Here is a 16,292-nt window from a genome sequence, read left to right as displayed (position 1 = left end):
AAGGGTCGGCGGATGGCGGGGTATTGAGAGAAGATTCACCTTTGACGCGTGTCCCCCGGATCGGCGTCGAAAGAAAGACGGTTTTGATGCGAAGGGGCTCCTGAGGAGCCGCCTCCCCACCAGTCAACGTTTTGCGGGTGGGGGGCCGGGGGAGGGAGCGTGCGGGTGTCCCCCGCTTTTGAAAAAAGCCCCCTCCCCCGGTGCCTCTTCACCAACCACCAAAAAATGCACGAAGCATCCATCGTCGCAGGCATGATGAACATCCTCGAAGACGAGGCCAAACGCCACAACGTGAGCAGGATCACGCGGGTGCGGCTTTCGGTGGGGCTGTTCACGGCGGTGGAGCCCAAAACGCTGGAAGCGTGCTTCGAGCTGTACGCGGAAGGCACGGCGGCGGAAGGGGCCGAACTGGACATCACGGCCGTCCCCGCCGAAGGGCGCTGCCTTGATTGCGGGCATGAATTTCCTATGGCCTCGCCGCGCTGCCGCTGCCCGGAATGCGGAAGCCTGCGGCTGGAAGGCAAAGGCGGCCGGGACTTCCTCATCACCGGCATCGACGCCTGCTGACAACCAAGACTGACTGCGAAAGTTCGCAAGGAATATGCCATGAGCCGTTACATGATCGAATCGGTCCCGGAAAAATGCAAGGCGTGCCGCCGCTGCGAAATCGCCTGCATCGCCGCCCACCACGGCCTGACCTTTAAGGAGGCCCTGAAAAAGCGCGACGAGCTCGTCGCCCGCGTCCATGTCGTCAAGAGCGGCTCGGTGAAGTCGCCCATCTCCTGCCGCCAGTGCGAAAACGCCCCCTGCGCCCGCATCTGCCCCACCGGGGCGCTCCAGCAGGACGGCGGCATCGTGACCATGAACGCCCAGATCTGTTCGGGCTGCCAGCTCTGCATCATGGCCTGTCCCTACGGCGCGATTTCGCTGGAATCCATCGGCCTGCCCTCCGCCACGTCGGAAACGATGGCCCAGAAAAGTATGCGTTCAGTGGCCGTGCGCTGCGACCTGTGCAAGGACTGGATGAAGCGCGAGGGCAAATCCGTGCCCGCCTGCGTCGAAGCCTGCCCCGTCCACGCCCGCAGCGTGGTGCAGATAGGCTGATCCCAGCGCAATCATTGATGGTGTAAGCGTGCCGGGGCGGGGCCTCGGCACGCTTTTATTCACCGGACATTTATGATACAGGGCACGGATTATGAGCGAATCCATCGGCATCATTGCAGGAAGCGGACAATTCCCGCGCCTCGTGGCGGAAGACGCCAAGGCCGCGGGCTACGGCGTTGTGGCCTGCGCCTTCCACGGCTTCACCGATCCCGGCCTCGAAGCGCTGGCCGACGCGTACACGACCGTCTATCTGGGGCAGTTCGACAAGGTGATCGATTACTTCCGAAAGCACGGCGTCCGAAAGCTGTGCATGGCTGGGGCGATCAACAAGCCCCGCGCGCTGGATCTGCGCCCGGACTTCCGGGCGGCCCGCATCCTCTTCTCGCTCAGGGGCAAAGGCGACGACGCACTGCTTCGCGCCATCATGGAAGATCTGGAAAAGGAAGGCTTCACGCTCATTCAGGCGGCGGAGCTCTCCGCCTCCCTGCTCTGTCCCGAAGGCGTCCTGACCCGGCGCGGCCCCTCGGCCGAGGAGATTGCGGAAATCGACTACGGCTGGCCCATCGCCGAGGCGCTCGGCCGCTTTGACATCGGCCAGTGCATCGTGGTCAAGCAGGGGATGGTGGTAGCCGTGGAATGTCTTGAAGGCACGGACGCCGCTCTGCGGCGCGGCGGCGAACTGCGCGGCGAAGGCTGCGTGGCGATCAAACGCTTCAAGCCCAAGCAGGACGAGCGCGCGGATCTGCCGTCCATCGGGCTGCAAACCGTCCGCCTCCTCATTGAACAAAACTACCGCTGCCTCGCCGTGGACGCGGGCAAAACGCTCTTTTTCGACAGGGCCGAAGCGCTGGCCCTTGCCGACAAACATAACTTCTGCATCGTCGCGCTGACCGAAGACTCGTTCGGGAAGCTGCGCCTTCAGGCGAAAGCCGACTAGACACACGAAACCCGAGAGGAAACCAAGTATGGGCAAGGCCGACCGTTATCAGAAACTGTACCCCGTTACATGGGATCAACTCCACCGCGACGCGAAAGCCCTGGCATGGCGCCTTTTGGAGCAGGGGCCGTTCAAGGGCATCATCGGCGTCGCGCGCGGCGGGCTTGTCCCGGCCGCCATCGTAGCCCGTGAGCTGAACATCCGTCTGGTCGACACCCTGTGCATCTGTACCTATCAGGGCCGCGAGCAGACCGGCGGCGAGGAAATCCTCAAAGCCATCGAAGGCGATGGCGACGGCTGGCTCGTCATCGACGACCTCGTGGATACCGGCAACACCGCCACCATTATCCGCAACATGCTCCCCAAGGCCCATTTCGCCACCCTGTACTCCAAGCCCGCCGGAAAGCCCCTCGTGGAAACCTTCATTACCGAAGTCAGCCAAGATACGTGGATCCTTTTCCCGTGGGACTCCGAAGTGCAGTACACCGCCCCGCTGGTGGAACAGAACTAGGCGTTAAGACGGGAAGCCCCCAGCAGACGGCATCATAAAAAAGGCCCTGTTAGGGCATGTGGTTGTTTCATCTCCACAGTGCGGTGAAAATACAGCCTTTTCCTCCGTTTTCCCCTTGGCGGGATCCACGGTTAAGGCATTTTTCCGGTTATCCCTTTGGAGCTTCAAGGAAAAAAGCATCAATCATTTTTTATAATACAGCCATAAAAAAAGAAAACCGGGACAGCCTCGCGCAACAGGCTGCCCCGGTTTTCCGCATAGGAGCGGAGGAAGGATTGCCGCCGGCCTCGCTGCTGTCGGTCATCGAGAACCGCCGGAAGTTCCCGGATCGCCGGCCCGTGACTGCCGCCGATCCGGGGCTCCGCCCTCCCCGCCGGGTGGACGGAAGGGCGGAGCTGTTTGGGAGGGAAGGATGCCAAAAGGCGATCCGTACGGAGGAGCTTCAGCCGCGCGGCGCGAACGCACCCTTGGTTTCCCCTCCCGGTTCGACAAAACCTGGCCTTAGAAAGCGTACCGCATATTGACGGAGGCCTTGTACGCGTTGCGGTTGGTGTTGTCGAGGACGTTGCCCCAAACGCCGTCGTTGAGGCTCAGGTGGATGTATCCGAGCTCAACGGCGAGGGTCAGATCCTTGTAGATCTGGTAGTCGGTATCAAAGGTGGCTTCCCAAGCGCCGTCCTTGGTGGTCAGGTAGGTGGAGCCCACCATGCTGCCGGTAGCGTCAGGATAGCTGGTATGGAAAGTGGTCATACCGGCGTTCTCCGGCATATTCTTGTTGTTGGTGCCCCGATAGTAGCCGACCTGAATGGCGTGCGTCAGGTTTTCCATAAAGGAGATGTCCTTCATGCGGAGCGCGATGCCCCACGTACCCACGGGGCTGGTGCCGAGGATGGTGTCGCTGGAAATGCCGTAACCGCCGTCGAAGCCGAAGGAAGAGCCGGACCAGCCGGCGTCCACGGTAGGCATGCGTTCGGAGCCGTCATACGGATTGGAGTTGTCGCCGGATCCGTACCACAGGAGCAGGCCGGGGACGCCGAAATCAAGCTTGTATTCCGCGATGGCGGAAGCCAGCCAGCCGCTGCGCTTCAGGTCGATGGTCTTGCTGGTCGCGCCGTCGTATCCGCTGAGCGAGCGGACGGTGCCCATATCCACGGAGCCGTAGTTGAAGTCACCGGCGAGGCGGAAGGGGCTGAACGTGGTCATTTCGCCCGTGATGCCGACCCACCATGCGTTGCCTTCGCTGCGGTTGCCTTCAAGCGTGGTCAAATCGCTGCCGCTGGGGAGCACGGGGAGCATACCGGCGCGCATATCGTCGATATCCCCCTTGGCGTCGCCGCCAAGGCTGCGGCTGCCCACAAAGCCGTACATGCCCCAAGGCGTGATCTTCACGCCGTCAAAGGTCAACGGCAAGGTCAGGCCGACGAAATCCATGGCGTTGTTCTGATCGTCACGCCACTTGCCGTAACCGTTGGTGTTGTCGTTTTCGGCACGCAGCCAGAAGAGGTTCGCACCGACGTTTTCGGTCAAGTTGCCGCCGATGGTGATCCCCGCGCCGTCGCCGTCGAGCACGGCGGAACCGGCCACGAAGCCCGGCATCACGAAGGGCTGCAAGCCCATGCGGACCAGCACGTCGGTTTCGGGGATGGCCCAGTCGATGTAGGAATAGCGCACTTCAACGGTTCTGCCGTCCGTGCCGAGGGACGCGCCGTCCTTGGCATGGCCCCAATGCGTGTCGCCGATTTCAAAATAGACGACACCCTTCAGGCTTTCGGATGCAATCACATCAATCTGGGTGCGCAGGCGCTGCGCCGCACCGAAGCGGTCGCCGCTGCTGTGCTTGTCGAACGAATCGTTCGTATACTCAAAATTGAAGTCCCACATCCCCTTGGCCTTGATGTCGGCCGCATTGGCGGCGGAAAATGCGGAGCAGACAAGGCCGGCCGCAAGCAGAAGCGTGGTGAATCTCTTCATGACGAAAATCTCCTTTCTTCATGGTGAAGGTTGGGATATTTCCGGCCTCTTCCTCTCAGAGCCGGAAACATCAAGAGCTTCAGGAGCCGAGGTGAAGCTTTCAAGCGCATTTTCTCCCACCGAAATAAATATTCAATTATTTGTACGATCTTTATAACAGCCCTCTAACGAAGCCCCATCACCCCGCCTGCTGAAAGGAAAATGCGATGCTACGATCCAGTCCTCCTCGGACGGCCCATCACCCGCCAGCGGAAAGAAAAGGCCCTGCCAGCGCATGCGGTTGCTTCATCTCCACAGTACGCTGAAAACACAGCTTTTTTATCCGACTTTCCCATTGGCGGAATCCACAGCTGAAACATTTTCTTGGTTATCCCTTTGGAACTTCAAAGAAAAAAACATCAGCCATTTTCTATGGCACCGCCAAAGGAAAAAGAAAGGGAAGGAGGTTCCAGCCAATCTGGACGTGGACGCCCCGCTCTCGCCCTCGCTTGCGAAAAGAAAGGCATCTTTAAGTTATGTCGTATTTTTACATATAATTATTTGAAACCATTGAAGACAGTCTTTTATAACTTGAAAATAATTAAATTATTTCAATATATTATATAATTAACAACACAATCTAACCCTTTTCCGCGTTTCCTTGCCCAAGGTAAAAACAGGCCCCTGCCTCCATGTCCCCATGCCCCCATGCCTATGTGCAGCCTGACGCTGTTCAAGCAGCGGATACGGTCGGCTTTCGGCGTTTCCCATGCCTATGTGCAGCCTGACGCCGCACCGCTGCGACGTGATGCCCATGTCTATACGCAGCCTGAAAAGCCTGCGGGGTTTGGCATGTCCGTCAAACGGACAGGGGCATCCCCTTCCTATCAGGGCCATCCCCTTCCTAACGAGGCTTCCCTTATGGGGCTCCCTCTTGCCTGAAGCTCATGGGGGCGACCAGCGGGTGGGGAAGCCCTCCGCACGGGCAAGTAGATGCCCACGTACAGGCCGGCTGCTCCAACGGATGGGGAAGCCCTTGTCTCAAGGTTCCGGGGATACTGCGGGATACGGGGCTGCCCAGCGGATGCGGAACCCCTGCCGCCCAATGCGGCCCCTCCCCTACTCGCTAGGAGGTGTCGTCAATTCAATATAATATATTAAAATTATTCAACTATTTTTCAAAGCATAAAAAATTACTTTTGATAATTTTAAATAGTTACATACAAAAACAACGACACAACCTAGGCTGCTCCAGCGGATACGGAAGCGCCTCCTAAGTCAACCCTCCGCACGATGCCGGGAACAAGGCCAGCCCGGAAAACGGATACAAAAGCAGGCCCGCGCCAAGCACTGCCCGGCATGGCCCCGCAATATTCCGCCGCAGCCGGACGGAACGGCCCTGCGTTGCGCCCTCATCGGAAAAATATGGCTGTGTCATAGAAAATGGCTGATGCTTTTTTCTTTGAAGTTCCAAAGGGATAACCAAGAAAATGTTTTAGCTGTGGATTCCGCCAAGAGGAAAGTCAGATAAAAAAGCTGTATTTTCAGCATGCTGTGGAGATGAAACAACCACATACCATGACAGGGCCAAAAATATTTTATAACATACCAATATATATAGTATTGTTAGAGCCATCAGCTTGGCTGGCGGCTTTCCTTTGTCCCCCAAAGGGTACTGATACGAGGCAACGCACGCCCATAAGGAAAAGGTTCCTCCTCCCAAAGGCCATCAGCGGCGCCGGGCTGCAAAACGGCACAAAGGCAACTGCTTGCCTTTGTTCAGCTATCCGCGTAGATTATCACCTTTCGCGCCAGCCGGCCCGGTTGGGGTGCGCCCCTCGGCTTCAACGCAGTCCAGACAAAAGGGAAGCATATGAACCTCACACAGAAAATCATCGGCAGTCACCTTGTTTCCGGCACCATGACGCCCGGAAGCGAAATCGGTCTGCGCATCGACCAGACCCTGACCCAAGACGCCACCGGGACTATGGCATGGCTCCAGTTCGAGGCTCTGGGCATCCCACGGGTCAAGACCGACATTTCCCTGAGCTACGTGGATCACAACACGCTCCAGATGAACTTCCGCAACCCCGACGACCACCGTTTCCTGCGCACCGTGGCGGCCAAGTTCGGCGGCGTGTACTCCGGGCCCGGTACCGGCATCTGCCACCAGCTCCACCTTGAAAACTTCGCCAAGCCCGGCGCGACCCTCGTGGGCTCCGACAGCCACACCCCCACCGCAGGCGGCATCTGTTCGCTCGCTATGGGCGCGGGCGGGCTTTCCGTCGCGCTGGCGATGGCGGGCGAGCCTTATTACATCCCCATGCCCAAGGTCGTGCGCGTCTTCCTGACCGGTGAGCTCACCGGATGGGCTTCCGCCAAGGACGTCATCCTCGAACTGCTCCGCCGCCGCACCGTCAAGGGCGGCGTGGGCCGCGTGTTTGAATACGCCGGGCCCGGCGTCGCCACCCTTTCCGTGCCGGAACGCGCCACCATCGCCAACATGGGCGCGGAACTCGGCGCCACGGGCACCCTCTTCCCCTCCGACGGCGTGACCCGCGCCTTCCTCAAGGCCATGGGCCGCGAAGCCGACTGGCTGGAGCTCGGCCCCGACGCCGATGCCGCGTATGATGAAGAAGAAACCATCGATCTTTCCGCGCTGGTTCCGCTGGCCGCGCAGCCGCACATGCCCGACCGCGTGGTGCCCGTAGCCGAACTCGACGGCCTGCCCGTCGAGCAGGTCTGTATCGGTTCCTGTACGAACTCCTCTTACGCCGACCTCAAGCTGGTCGCCCAGATCCTCGGCGGGCGCCGCATCAACCCCGGCACCGACGCCATGATCTCCCCCGGCTCCAAGCAGGTGCTCACCATGCTGGCGCAGGAAGGGCTCCTTGAGCCGCTCATCAGCTCCGGCGCGCGCCTGCTCGAATGCTCCTGCGGGCCGTGCATCGGCTCCGGCGGCGCGCCCGTCACCGCGGGCGTGAGCGCCCGTACCTTCAACCGCAACTTCGAGGGGCGCAGCGGCACCAAGGACGCCAAGGTCTATCTGGTCAGCCCCCTGACCGCCGCCCAAGCCGCCCTGAACGGCAAGTTCACCGATCCCGCCACATGGGGAACCCCGCCCGCCAAGCCGGAACTGCCCGCCGATCCGCCGTCCATCCGGCACCTGTTCGTGTTCCCGCCGGAAAACGGCGAGGGCGTCGAAGTCCTGCGCGGCCCGAACATCGTGGCGCTGGAGAAATTCCCCCGCCTCGACGCGTCCGGAGACGTGCTCGAAGCCAACGTCGTGATCCGCCTCGGCGACAACATCACTACTGACCACATCATGCCCGCGGGCGCGGAAATCCTCGCCCTGCGCTCCAACATCCCGGCCATTTCCGAACACGTGTTCGTGCGCGTGGACCCCGACTTCGTGAAGCGCGCCCGCGCCGTCTCCGAAGCGGGCGGCAACGGCGTCATCGTGGCGGGTGAGAACTACGGGCAGGGCTCCAGCCGCGAACACGCGGCGCTGGCCCCGCGCCATCTCGGCATCAGAGCCGTCATCGCCCTGTCGATGGCCCGCATCCACCGCGCCAATCTCGTGAATTTCGGCATCCTGCCTCTGGTCTTCGTGAACAGGGAAGATTATGCTAAGGTCGCCCAAGGTGCGGATATCCGCATCCCGCTCACGGAAATCACGCCCGGCGGCGTGACGAATATTGAGATTGCGGGCGTGGGCGTTCTTCCTGTAAGGAATGATCTCTCGGCGGCCGAACTGGACATCATCCGATCCGGCGGCCTGCTGAACGCCGTAAAAGAAAAAATGTAAGCCGGAGCCCGGCGGGACGTGCGGGACGCCGTACGGCCCGCCGGGGCCCGTAACCTTTGAACTGGAGCTGTCATGCTGGATCTCATTCGAGCCAACGCCCAATCGTGGGGCGTCAAAATCGCCTTTGGCATCATCATTCTGGTCTTCGTCTTCTGGGGCGTCGGCGGCCTGACGGGCGGCCCTTCCACGGTCATCCTCACCGTGAACGGGGACCCCATCACCATTCAGGAGTTCCAGCGGAAATACGAACAGCTTGAGCAGCAGGTGCGCGCCCAGTACCCCGATCTTGACGCGGCGGGCCTCAAGGCGATGCAGCTCAAGCAGCAGCTTATCCAGAACCTCATCCTTGAAAACCTCATTACGCAGGAAGCCGAGCGCGTCGGCATCGTCGTGACGCCCGTGGAACTGCGCAAGCTCATCGAGAGCTTCCCCGCCTTCCACAACGAAGAAGGCAAGTTCGATCCCGACGCCTACGTCCGCATGATCAAGGCCCAGCGCAACACCCCCGGCAACTTTGAGGCCGAACTCCGCAACAACATGCTGATGAACAAGCTCCGCGCCGACGTCACCGCCGGGGCCTTCGTCCCTGAAGCCGAAGTGCGCGATCTCTTCCGCTATGAAGGCGAACGCCGCATTCTGGAGTACGTTTTCTATCCGCTGGAAGACTATACCTCCAAGGTCGCCATCGACGACGCGCAGATCAAGGACTACTACGAAGCCAATCAGACGGCTTTCACCGTGCCCCCGCAGGCCGACGTGGAATACCTCCTCATCGGCGCGGAAGCGCTCGCCGCCGCCCAGAACGTCAGCGACGCCGCCGTATCCGAGTACTATGAAAAGAACGCCGCCCAGTTCGCCACCCCCGAAATGGTGCGCGCCCGCCACATCCTCATCCTGAGCGACGCCAAGGCTTCCGCCGAGGATCAGGCCAAGGCGAAGGCCAAGATTGAAGAAATCGCCCAGCGCATCAAGGCCGGCGAAGATTTCGGCACCGTAGCCAAGGAAGTTTCCGAAGATCCGGGCAGCGCCCCGCAGGGCGGCGAACTCGGCTGGTTCGCGCATGGGCAGATGGTCCCCGAATTCGACAAGGCTTCTTTCGCCCTCAACCCCGGCGAGCTTTCCGAACCCGTCAAGACGCAGTTCGGCTGGCACCTCATCCAGCTTGAAGAAAAGAAGGCCGCCGGTCAGAAGCCGTTGGATGAAGTGAAGGAGCAGATCCGCACCCGACTGGCGCAGGATGAAGCCTCCGGCAAGGTACAGGAAGCGCTGGAACAGGTTCAGCTCGCGGTCATCGGCGGTAAGTCGCTGAAGGAAGCCGGGGAACCGCTCAAGCTGGCCCCGCAGGAAACCGGCCTCGTCAATACGACCGAACTGGCCGAAAAGATGGGCATCAAGCCTGAAAACCTGTCGGCGCTGCTGGCCGCCAAGCCCGGCACCGTGCTGGATACGCCTTTCGTGACCAAGACCGGCTACGTCATCGCCAAGGTGAACGAGTCCAAGCCTCAGACCGTGAAGCCGCTGGACGCCGTGAAGGACGACATCAAGGCCCGCCTCCAGCAGGACAAGGCCCGCACGCTCGCCTTTGAAGCCGCCAACGCCGAACGCAAGGCCTTTACCGCCGATCTGCCCAAGGAACTTCAGGGCAAGCTCAAGAAGACCGAACCGGTCGGACGTCAGGGCTACATGGGCGCTCTGGGCATGAACGCCGAACTGGCCAAGGCCGCCTTCGCCGCCAAGGTAAACGAATGGTTCCCCGTGGCCTACACGCTCGACGGCGGCGCGGTCATCGCCCGCGTAGCCGAAGTCGTGACGCCGAGCGATGAAGACTGGAAGGCCGCCGCCCCGCAGATCACCGACGCCGTGCTCAACGCCAAGCGCGAGCAGATGTTCCGCGGCTTCCTCAGCCTACTCCGCTCCAATGCCAAGATCGAACTGAAGAACGAAACGATTCTGGCGGATTAATAAAAACTGAATCGGGGAGGGGAGAGGGAACCTTTCTAAAGAAAGGTTCCCTCTCCCCTCCCCGAACCCCTCCCCTTTCCCTCCCAAGATTTTTGTATGGGTCAATGAAGGTTGAAGGGGATACGGTATTCCGTTTCGGAGGCATCCGTCTCCCGGTTCCACTGGGGCAACTTAACGTTGCCATTTTACAATTTTAAAGTTTAAAATATGCAAGACTTAGTAAATGGTCGTTGTGGATGGTGCGGAACAGATGAAATTTATGTATCATACCATGACAAGGAATGGGGAGTTTTAGTAGAAGATGATAAAACACTATTTGAATTTCTTCTTTTAGAAAGTGCCCAAGCCGGATTAAATTGGATTACAATTTTGAAAAAACGAGAAGGATATCGCACTGCATTTTATGATTTTGACATTGAATTAGTCGCGCAAATGACAGAAGAAGATATTGAACGTCTAATGCACTTTGACGGAATTGTAAGAAATAGATTGAAAATAAAATCAGCAATAACTAATGCAAAGTTATTTATTGGTATCCAAAAAGAATATGGTAGTTTTTTCAATTATGTTTTGTCTTTTTTCCCAAATAAACAGCCAAAAATAAACACATACCATTTTTTAAGCGAGATTCCTCCCACTTCTCCTGAATCCGACGCAATAAGCAAGGACATAAAAAAAAGGGGATTCAAATTTTTCGGGTCAACCATATGTTACGCATTTTTACAAGCAGCAGGTTTTATTAATGACCACTTAACAGACTGCATTTGCAGAAAATAAAATATAAAGCCTCCGGCGGGATTCTCGCTGAGAGCTTCTGAGCTTTGCACATATAAAAAGCAAAAAGAAAGTGATATTGCACCGTAACACCCTAAAAAGTACCAGCCGACTACGACAAAATGATATTACGTGCCTTACTGACTAGGGCAGTTCTGCACCCATGAGAGGAAAGAACGGTAACAGAATGACAAAGCGGACAATGTTCCTAACATGCCAACTTGTGAATGGGATGAATGATTTTCTTTGTTCGCAAGTCACCTTTGCAAAATAGCCGCTGATAGTTCGTACTTTCGGAAAAAGATATTATATTTGCAAATGAAAGAGTTATTTGACAGCATAGCAACGTAACACGCTGAAATTCGTACGGTTGCTAAATCGTTACCCCTATTCCTCAATCGGTTAAGTCAAACCGATCAAAATCTAAAATACGCTTGATCCGGCATTGAACAGCGCAAATGAATTGTGCTTATGGCCTTCCAGCAACCGCCTGCTTCTCGCAGTCGGAAGAGCCTTTTCAACGTGAAAACGCTCTAAAAAAGCCATAAGAAAAGCGCCCGAACTTTTTTTCGGGCGCTTTCTTTATTTCAAATGGCTGTGTCATAGAAGATGGCTGATGCCTTTTTCCTTGAAGTTCCAAGGGAATAACCAACAAAATGCCTCAGCCATGAACTCCGCCAAGGGGAAAACGGAAAAAAAGGCTGTATTTTTCACCGCTTTGTGGAGATGAAACAGCCATACACTATCTAGAGCCTAAAAAATCCCCCAATAATCCTATTTTCCGCAGAACCGGGGGACGTCCGCATCCGAAACGGGCCTGCATATAACCTCACCTTCCATTGACCCATACGAAAGTCTTTGAAAGGGGTGGGGGTGGTTTGGAGGGGGCGGGGAAAACTTTCTTCAGAAAGTTTTCCCCGCCCCCTCCAATCTTCTACAGCTTCCTCAGCTTCTTCTCAAACCGCTCGTACTCGCTGAAAATACAGGCGCAGTAGTTCTGGCGGTACAGGCCCATTTCCTTGGAGCGGTCGATCCCGGCCTGCCAGAAGGGGCGGAAATCCCGGTACAGGAACTCGGAACCGAACCCCGCCTCGCTCCTGTAGTCCCCGGACGCCGCGACGCGGGTTCCGATTTCCCGGATGGCGTCGTGCTGCTGGTGCCGGGAATAGAGCAGGCTTGTGGTAAAGCAGTCAAAACCGTTCTCCGAGGCGATGGCGCAGGTCAGGGCAAGACGGCTCTCGTAACAGTAGCCGCAGCGGGCATACCCCTGGTTATCCGCAATGCCCAAGTCATGCACCATCTTGAGCCAACCGGGAAGATCATACACATCGTCCTGCCAGAGCATGGGCAGATCCATCTGTTCCGCTACCTGCTCCATCGCCTCCCGCCGCCGAAAATACTCGGAGACGGGATGGATGTTCGGATTGGCGAAGTATCCCGTGACGTCATAGCCCTCGTCGCGCAGCGACTGGATGCACATGATGCTGCACGGCCCGCAACAGGCGTGCAGGAGCACTTTCTTGCCGTTACCTGCCATTGTTCTGCCCATTGTGCTGATGGCCCTGCTGCTGTGCGGGGGCTGCGGGTGCGGAAGAGATGCCTTCGATGCGGATATCCAGACGGATGTGGAATTCCTTTTCCATGAGCGAGAGCCGTTCGCGCTTGTGGTTCAGGAGGTACAGCCCAAGCTCGGCGTCCACGCTGTGGACGTACTCGGCCTGCCCCGCCGCCGCAGCCCCACGCATGGCGCGGTGCAGCTCGCGGAGCGTCTGCACGGACTGCCACTCCATGTTGCGGCGCTGCCCCGTCCCCTTGCAGTGGGGACAGGTCTCCATGCTGATGGAAATCGCCGAGGAGCCCGTCCGCTGGCGTACGATCTGGAGCAGGCCGAAGGAGCTCATCTTGCCGATGTCATGGCGGGCGCGATCGCCCTTCATGGCATTGCGGAGCTCTTTTTCAACCTCGCGGCAATGTTCGGGATCGCGCATTTCGATGAAGTCGATGACGATCTGCCCGCCGATGTCGCGCAGGCGGAGCTGGCGGGCGATGGCCGCCGCCGCCTCCATGTTCGTGCGGAAGGCCATTGCCTCAAAATTCGTCTTTCCGCCGATCTTGCCGGAGTTGATGTCGATAGCCATGAGCGCCTCTGTCTGATCGAACACCAGACGCCCGCCGGACGGCATGATCACCTCGCGGGAATGCACCTGTTCGATCTGTCCGAGAAGGCCGAAGTGCTCCCAGAGGGTTTTGTCATGCTTCTCATAGAGATGCACGAGGTCGCCCTTGCGCGGGAACAGCAGGGAAGCCATCTCCCGGATGGCTTCGGCGGTTTCCGCGTCGTCCACCCAGACTTCCGACACGTCGTCGGACAGGTAGTCACGGACGCTCCGGCTGGCGAGGCCCGGTTCCTGATAGATCAGGGAGGGCACCTTTTCGGTAGTGGCGCGCTTGCGGATGTCCTTCCAGACGCGCTTGAGGAAAGAGAGGTCTTTCTGGAGCGTTGTCTTGCTCGTGCCCGCGCTTACGGTGCGGACGATGGCCCCAAGCCCTTCGCCGGGCTCAAGGCCCCGGATGAGCTCGCGCAAACGGTTGCGCTCCTCGCCGTCCTCCACCTTGCGGGAAATGCCGATCTGCTCCTGCCCCGGCGTCAGCACGAGGAAACGCCCGGCGAGCGACAGCCATGTAGTCAGGAACGCGCCCTTGGAGCCGTTGGGTTCCTTCACGACCTGAACGAGGACTTCCTGCCCCGGCTTGAGCACTTTCTGGATGGGCGGGTATTTGCGGCCCTTGGTGGGCTCGTGGGGCTGGAGGTAATATTCGGGGTGCACTTCGTCGATTTGCAGGAACCCGTTTTTCACGTTCCCATAATTGACGAAAGCGGCTTGCAGGTTGGTGTCGATGTTGTTGATGACGCCCTTGTAGATGTTGCCCCGGATCTTGGCCTGATGGGTCATCTCCACGTAATACTCGCGCACGGATCCGTCTTCGGTGAGCACCACCTCGACCATATCGCCGGGGAGCACGCTGACCAGCATCTTGCGATCCACGCCGGACGCGGCGGCCTTGGCGGGCTTGCGGCCTTTCTTGGCGTCCTGCCCCTCTTCGCCTTCCTCGGCGGCTTCGCCCTCGGCTTCCTGCGGCGCGGCGGCAGCGGCGGCCTTCTTGTTCCGGCGGCGGCGCGGCTTGCGCGGCACGCGGGGCGTACGCGCCTCCTCACCCTCGGCTTCAGCGGGAGCAGCAGCGGGTTCCTCGTCATCATCGTCATCAAAGACGAACACCTCATCCTCAGGCACGGCGGCAGCCTGCTGATCCTTCCGCACCTCCTCGGACGGCTCGGCGGCGGGACGCGCGGGCTTGCGGCGGCGGGAACGGGAGCGGGGCTTACGGGGGGCCTCTTCACCCTCGGCGGCGGGCTCCTGCCCGGATTCGGCCCCTGCGGGCTCATCTTCGACGGCGGGCGCGGATTCGGCAACGGCCCCAGCCGGGGATTCGGCGGCTAAGGGCTCATCAAGGGCGGGCGTCTCCCCCGCTTCCGAAACAGCCGCATCAACGGCGGCATCGCCCTCGGCGGGACGGCGGCGGCCCCGGCCGCTGCGGCGGGAACGGCGGCGCTTCGCGGGTGCGGCGGCATCGCCTTCGGAGGCTTCGGAAACATCGGCGGCAACGGATGCCTCCGGCGAGGCGACGGCAGGGACGGCGGCGGGTTCGGACACGGCGGGGACGGCGGACGCAACCGCCTCGGCGGGCAGCACGGAAGCGGCGACGGCGGGAATCTGAACGGGATGTTCGGTCAACAGGGGCTGTTCGGGCTGCTTCGGCTCCACAGGCTCTTCAACAGGCTGTTTCGGCTGCCCGGCCCGCTTCCGGGATGTTTTCGCCGCGGACGGCTTCGAGGCGGGACGTTTCCGTGCGGGGGCTTCGGCCGCCGGATCCGATACGGGCTGTCCCTCCGCAGGCTGCACCGGTGCGGCGTCCTCTGGAACGGCAAGTTCCAGCGTGGCCTGTTCCACGGCAGGCTTCTTGCGGCGCGGGCGGCGGGGCTTCTTTTCGGGAGCGGGCTCGGAAGGGGTTTCAACGGCGTCCGCAGCGGCGGACATGGGCATTTCGGACGCAGCCGGCTGTTCCGCCGGGGCCGCGGTCTTTTCAGAATCGGTCATATGTTTCCTCAAAAAAACAAAAAAGTATCGGGGTGCCGTCCGGCTGGCGCGGGCGGCCGCAAAATCGCGGGTCGGGCACGCCGTTCGGCGTCTCCGAAGGGCCCCGCACATACGGGCCTCGCCGGGGAGAAAGCCTTTCCGGTGAATACGGAGGGCGGGCAAGGCCGCAAGGCGCGGTTTTCCAAAAAATTTTTCCGGCGGCGACAAATGCCCCTGCGCACGGGCAGGCCAGCGGCCCGTACGGGGAAGCGGCGATCCGGGCGGGCCGGTCAGTCCAGCATGTGAAGCGTCACCGACAGATCGTCCCCCGCAAGCCGCAGGACGGCATAGCCGCCCGCCGCAAACGCGCCGGGATTGACCAGCACGGTGCGCCCGAGGCGATCCACGGCGCGGGATTCATGGATGTGCCCGCACAGGCACACATCCGGCTGTGCGTCCAGAATGAAGTCGCGTACGGCGGAGGAACCGACGTGGGTTCCGTCCCCGACGATGTCGCACAGCGTGTCATGCGGAGGCGTATGCACGGAAAGCACCACATGGCGGTACGTCCGGGCCTCCCTCCACATGTGTTCGAGCCAGTCCGCAAAGCGGGACTCGGGAAATTCGCTCGGCGTGCCGAACGGCGTGAACGTGGAGCCGCCAAGCCCCATGATCGCGACGCCGGGAGCCAGCTCACGGACGCACAAATGCGTATTCCAACCCTGCCTGGTAAGCCAGTCCGTGACTTCGGCGCGATCCATGTTGCCGATCTGCGCGTAAATGACGGGATTGTAGCGGGTGAGCTTCTCAAGCACGTTGCGGGCCTGCGCCGCGCCGCCGGTGACGGTCAGATCGCCGGTGACGATGATGCCGTCGGCCTCTTCCAATCCTTGGATTTCGCCAAGGCGGGCGGCCTTGTCGTGAAGATCGCCCATGACGATCCACGTGCGAACCCCGGATGACGGGGCGGCCGCGCCGGAGGTTCCGGGAGCGGGGGCCGCAAAGGACGAAAGGGGCTGGACGCTTGGCATGTCGGCAACTTCCTTGTACTGTTGGGGTTGCAGGGTATACCGGCTTGCCATTCCCTGCAAGGGATTCCGCTTCACTCGA

General features: G+C 59.9%; 12 protein-coding genes. 8 read left to right on the top strand and 4 right to left on the bottom strand.

The window, feature by feature from the left end:
- The first annotated feature begins 225 nt into the window (after positions 1-225).
- From hypA to gpt, 4 genes are all read left to right on the top strand, one after another.
- Entirely contained in the window at positions 226-567 is a 342-nt protein-coding gene (gene hypA, locus AC6I1V_RS10045) for a hydrogenase maturation nickel metallochaperone HypA (protein ID WP_302552523.1), read from the top strand.
- 39 nt (positions 568-606) lie between these two features.
- Complete coding sequence (locus tag AC6I1V_RS10040; protein ID WP_302552524.1) at positions 607-1,104, top strand: 4Fe-4S dicluster domain-containing protein; 498 nt, start codon at positions 607-609, stop codon at positions 1,102-1,104.
- A 91-nt stretch (positions 1,105-1,195) separates the two neighbouring features.
- Positions 1,196-2,041: an LpxI family protein gene (locus tag AC6I1V_RS10035; RefSeq protein ID WP_302552525.1), complete on the top strand. Its 846-nt coding sequence runs from the start codon at positions 1,196-1,198 to the stop codon at positions 2,039-2,041.
- 28 nt (positions 2,042-2,069) lie between these two features.
- Positions 2,070-2,552, top strand: a complete 483-nt coding sequence (gene gpt / locus AC6I1V_RS10030; protein WP_302552526.1) for a xanthine phosphoribosyltransferase — start codon at positions 2,070-2,072, stop codon at positions 2,550-2,552.
- A gap of 501 nt (positions 2,553-3,053) precedes the next feature.
- Here gpt and AC6I1V_RS10025 read toward each other — a convergent pair.
- Complete coding sequence (locus tag AC6I1V_RS10025; RefSeq protein WP_486853649.1) at positions 3,054-4,523, bottom strand: outer membrane homotrimeric porin; 1,470 nt, start codon at positions 4,521-4,523, stop codon at positions 3,054-3,056.
- A 687-nt stretch (positions 4,524-5,210) separates the two neighbouring features.
- On the opposite strand from AC6I1V_RS10025, the gene AC6I1V_RS10020 reads away from it, so the two are divergent.
- The 4 genes from AC6I1V_RS10020 (at position 5,211) to AC6I1V_RS10005 (ending at position 11,049) form a co-directional block, all read left to right on the top strand.
- Positions 5,211-5,444, top strand: coding sequence for a hypothetical protein (locus AC6I1V_RS10020; protein ID WP_486853648.1), 234 nt, complete (start codon positions 5,211-5,213; stop codon positions 5,442-5,444).
- Between the two features lie 931 nt (positions 5,445-6,375).
- Complete coding sequence (locus AC6I1V_RS10015) at positions 6,376-8,310, top strand: aconitate hydratase (RefSeq protein ID WP_486853647.1); 1,935 nt, start codon at positions 6,376-6,378, stop codon at positions 8,308-8,310.
- A 72-nt stretch (positions 8,311-8,382) separates the two neighbouring features.
- Positions 8,383-10,272, top strand: a complete 1,890-nt coding sequence (locus tag AC6I1V_RS10010; RefSeq protein ID WP_486853646.1) for a SurA N-terminal domain-containing protein — start codon at positions 8,383-8,385, stop codon at positions 10,270-10,272.
- A gap of 207 nt (positions 10,273-10,479) precedes the next feature.
- The gene (locus AC6I1V_RS10005) at positions 10,480-11,049 is read left to right on the top strand and encodes a DNA-3-methyladenine glycosylase I (RefSeq protein ID WP_486853645.1); all 570 of its coding nucleotides are present in this window, start codon (positions 10,480-10,482) and stop codon (positions 11,047-11,049) included.
- 931 nt (positions 11,050-11,980) lie between these two features.
- On the opposite strand, the gene AC6I1V_RS10000 is transcribed toward AC6I1V_RS10005, so the two are convergent.
- The 3 genes from AC6I1V_RS10000 to AC6I1V_RS09990 all read right to left on the bottom strand — a co-directional run bounded on the left by AC6I1V_RS10000 (position 11,981) and on the right by AC6I1V_RS09990 (position 16,213).
- Positions 11,981-12,583 carry an epoxyqueuosine reductase QueH gene (locus tag AC6I1V_RS10000; RefSeq protein WP_479859652.1) on the bottom strand — a complete coding sequence of 201 codons (603 nt, stop codon included), beginning with the start codon at positions 12,581-12,583 and terminating at the stop codon, positions 11,981-11,983.
- The gene (locus AC6I1V_RS09995) at positions 12,573-15,203 is read right to left on the bottom strand and encodes an Rne/Rng family ribonuclease (RefSeq protein ID WP_486853644.1); all 2,631 of its coding nucleotides are present in this window, start codon (positions 15,201-15,203) and stop codon (positions 12,573-12,575) included. Before AC6I1V_RS09995 ends, AC6I1V_RS10000 begins: the two co-directional genes overlap by 11 nt.
- 269 nt (positions 15,204-15,472) lie before the next feature.
- Positions 15,473-16,213, bottom strand: coding sequence for a metallophosphoesterase family protein (locus tag AC6I1V_RS09990; RefSeq protein ID WP_308770386.1), 741 nt, complete (start codon positions 16,211-16,213; stop codon positions 15,473-15,475).
- Positions 16,214-16,292 lie beyond the last annotated feature (79 nt).

This window comes from Bilophila sp. T19-St14, assembly GCF_059728385.1.
This window is presented reverse-complemented; position numbering and strand designations above follow the sequence as displayed.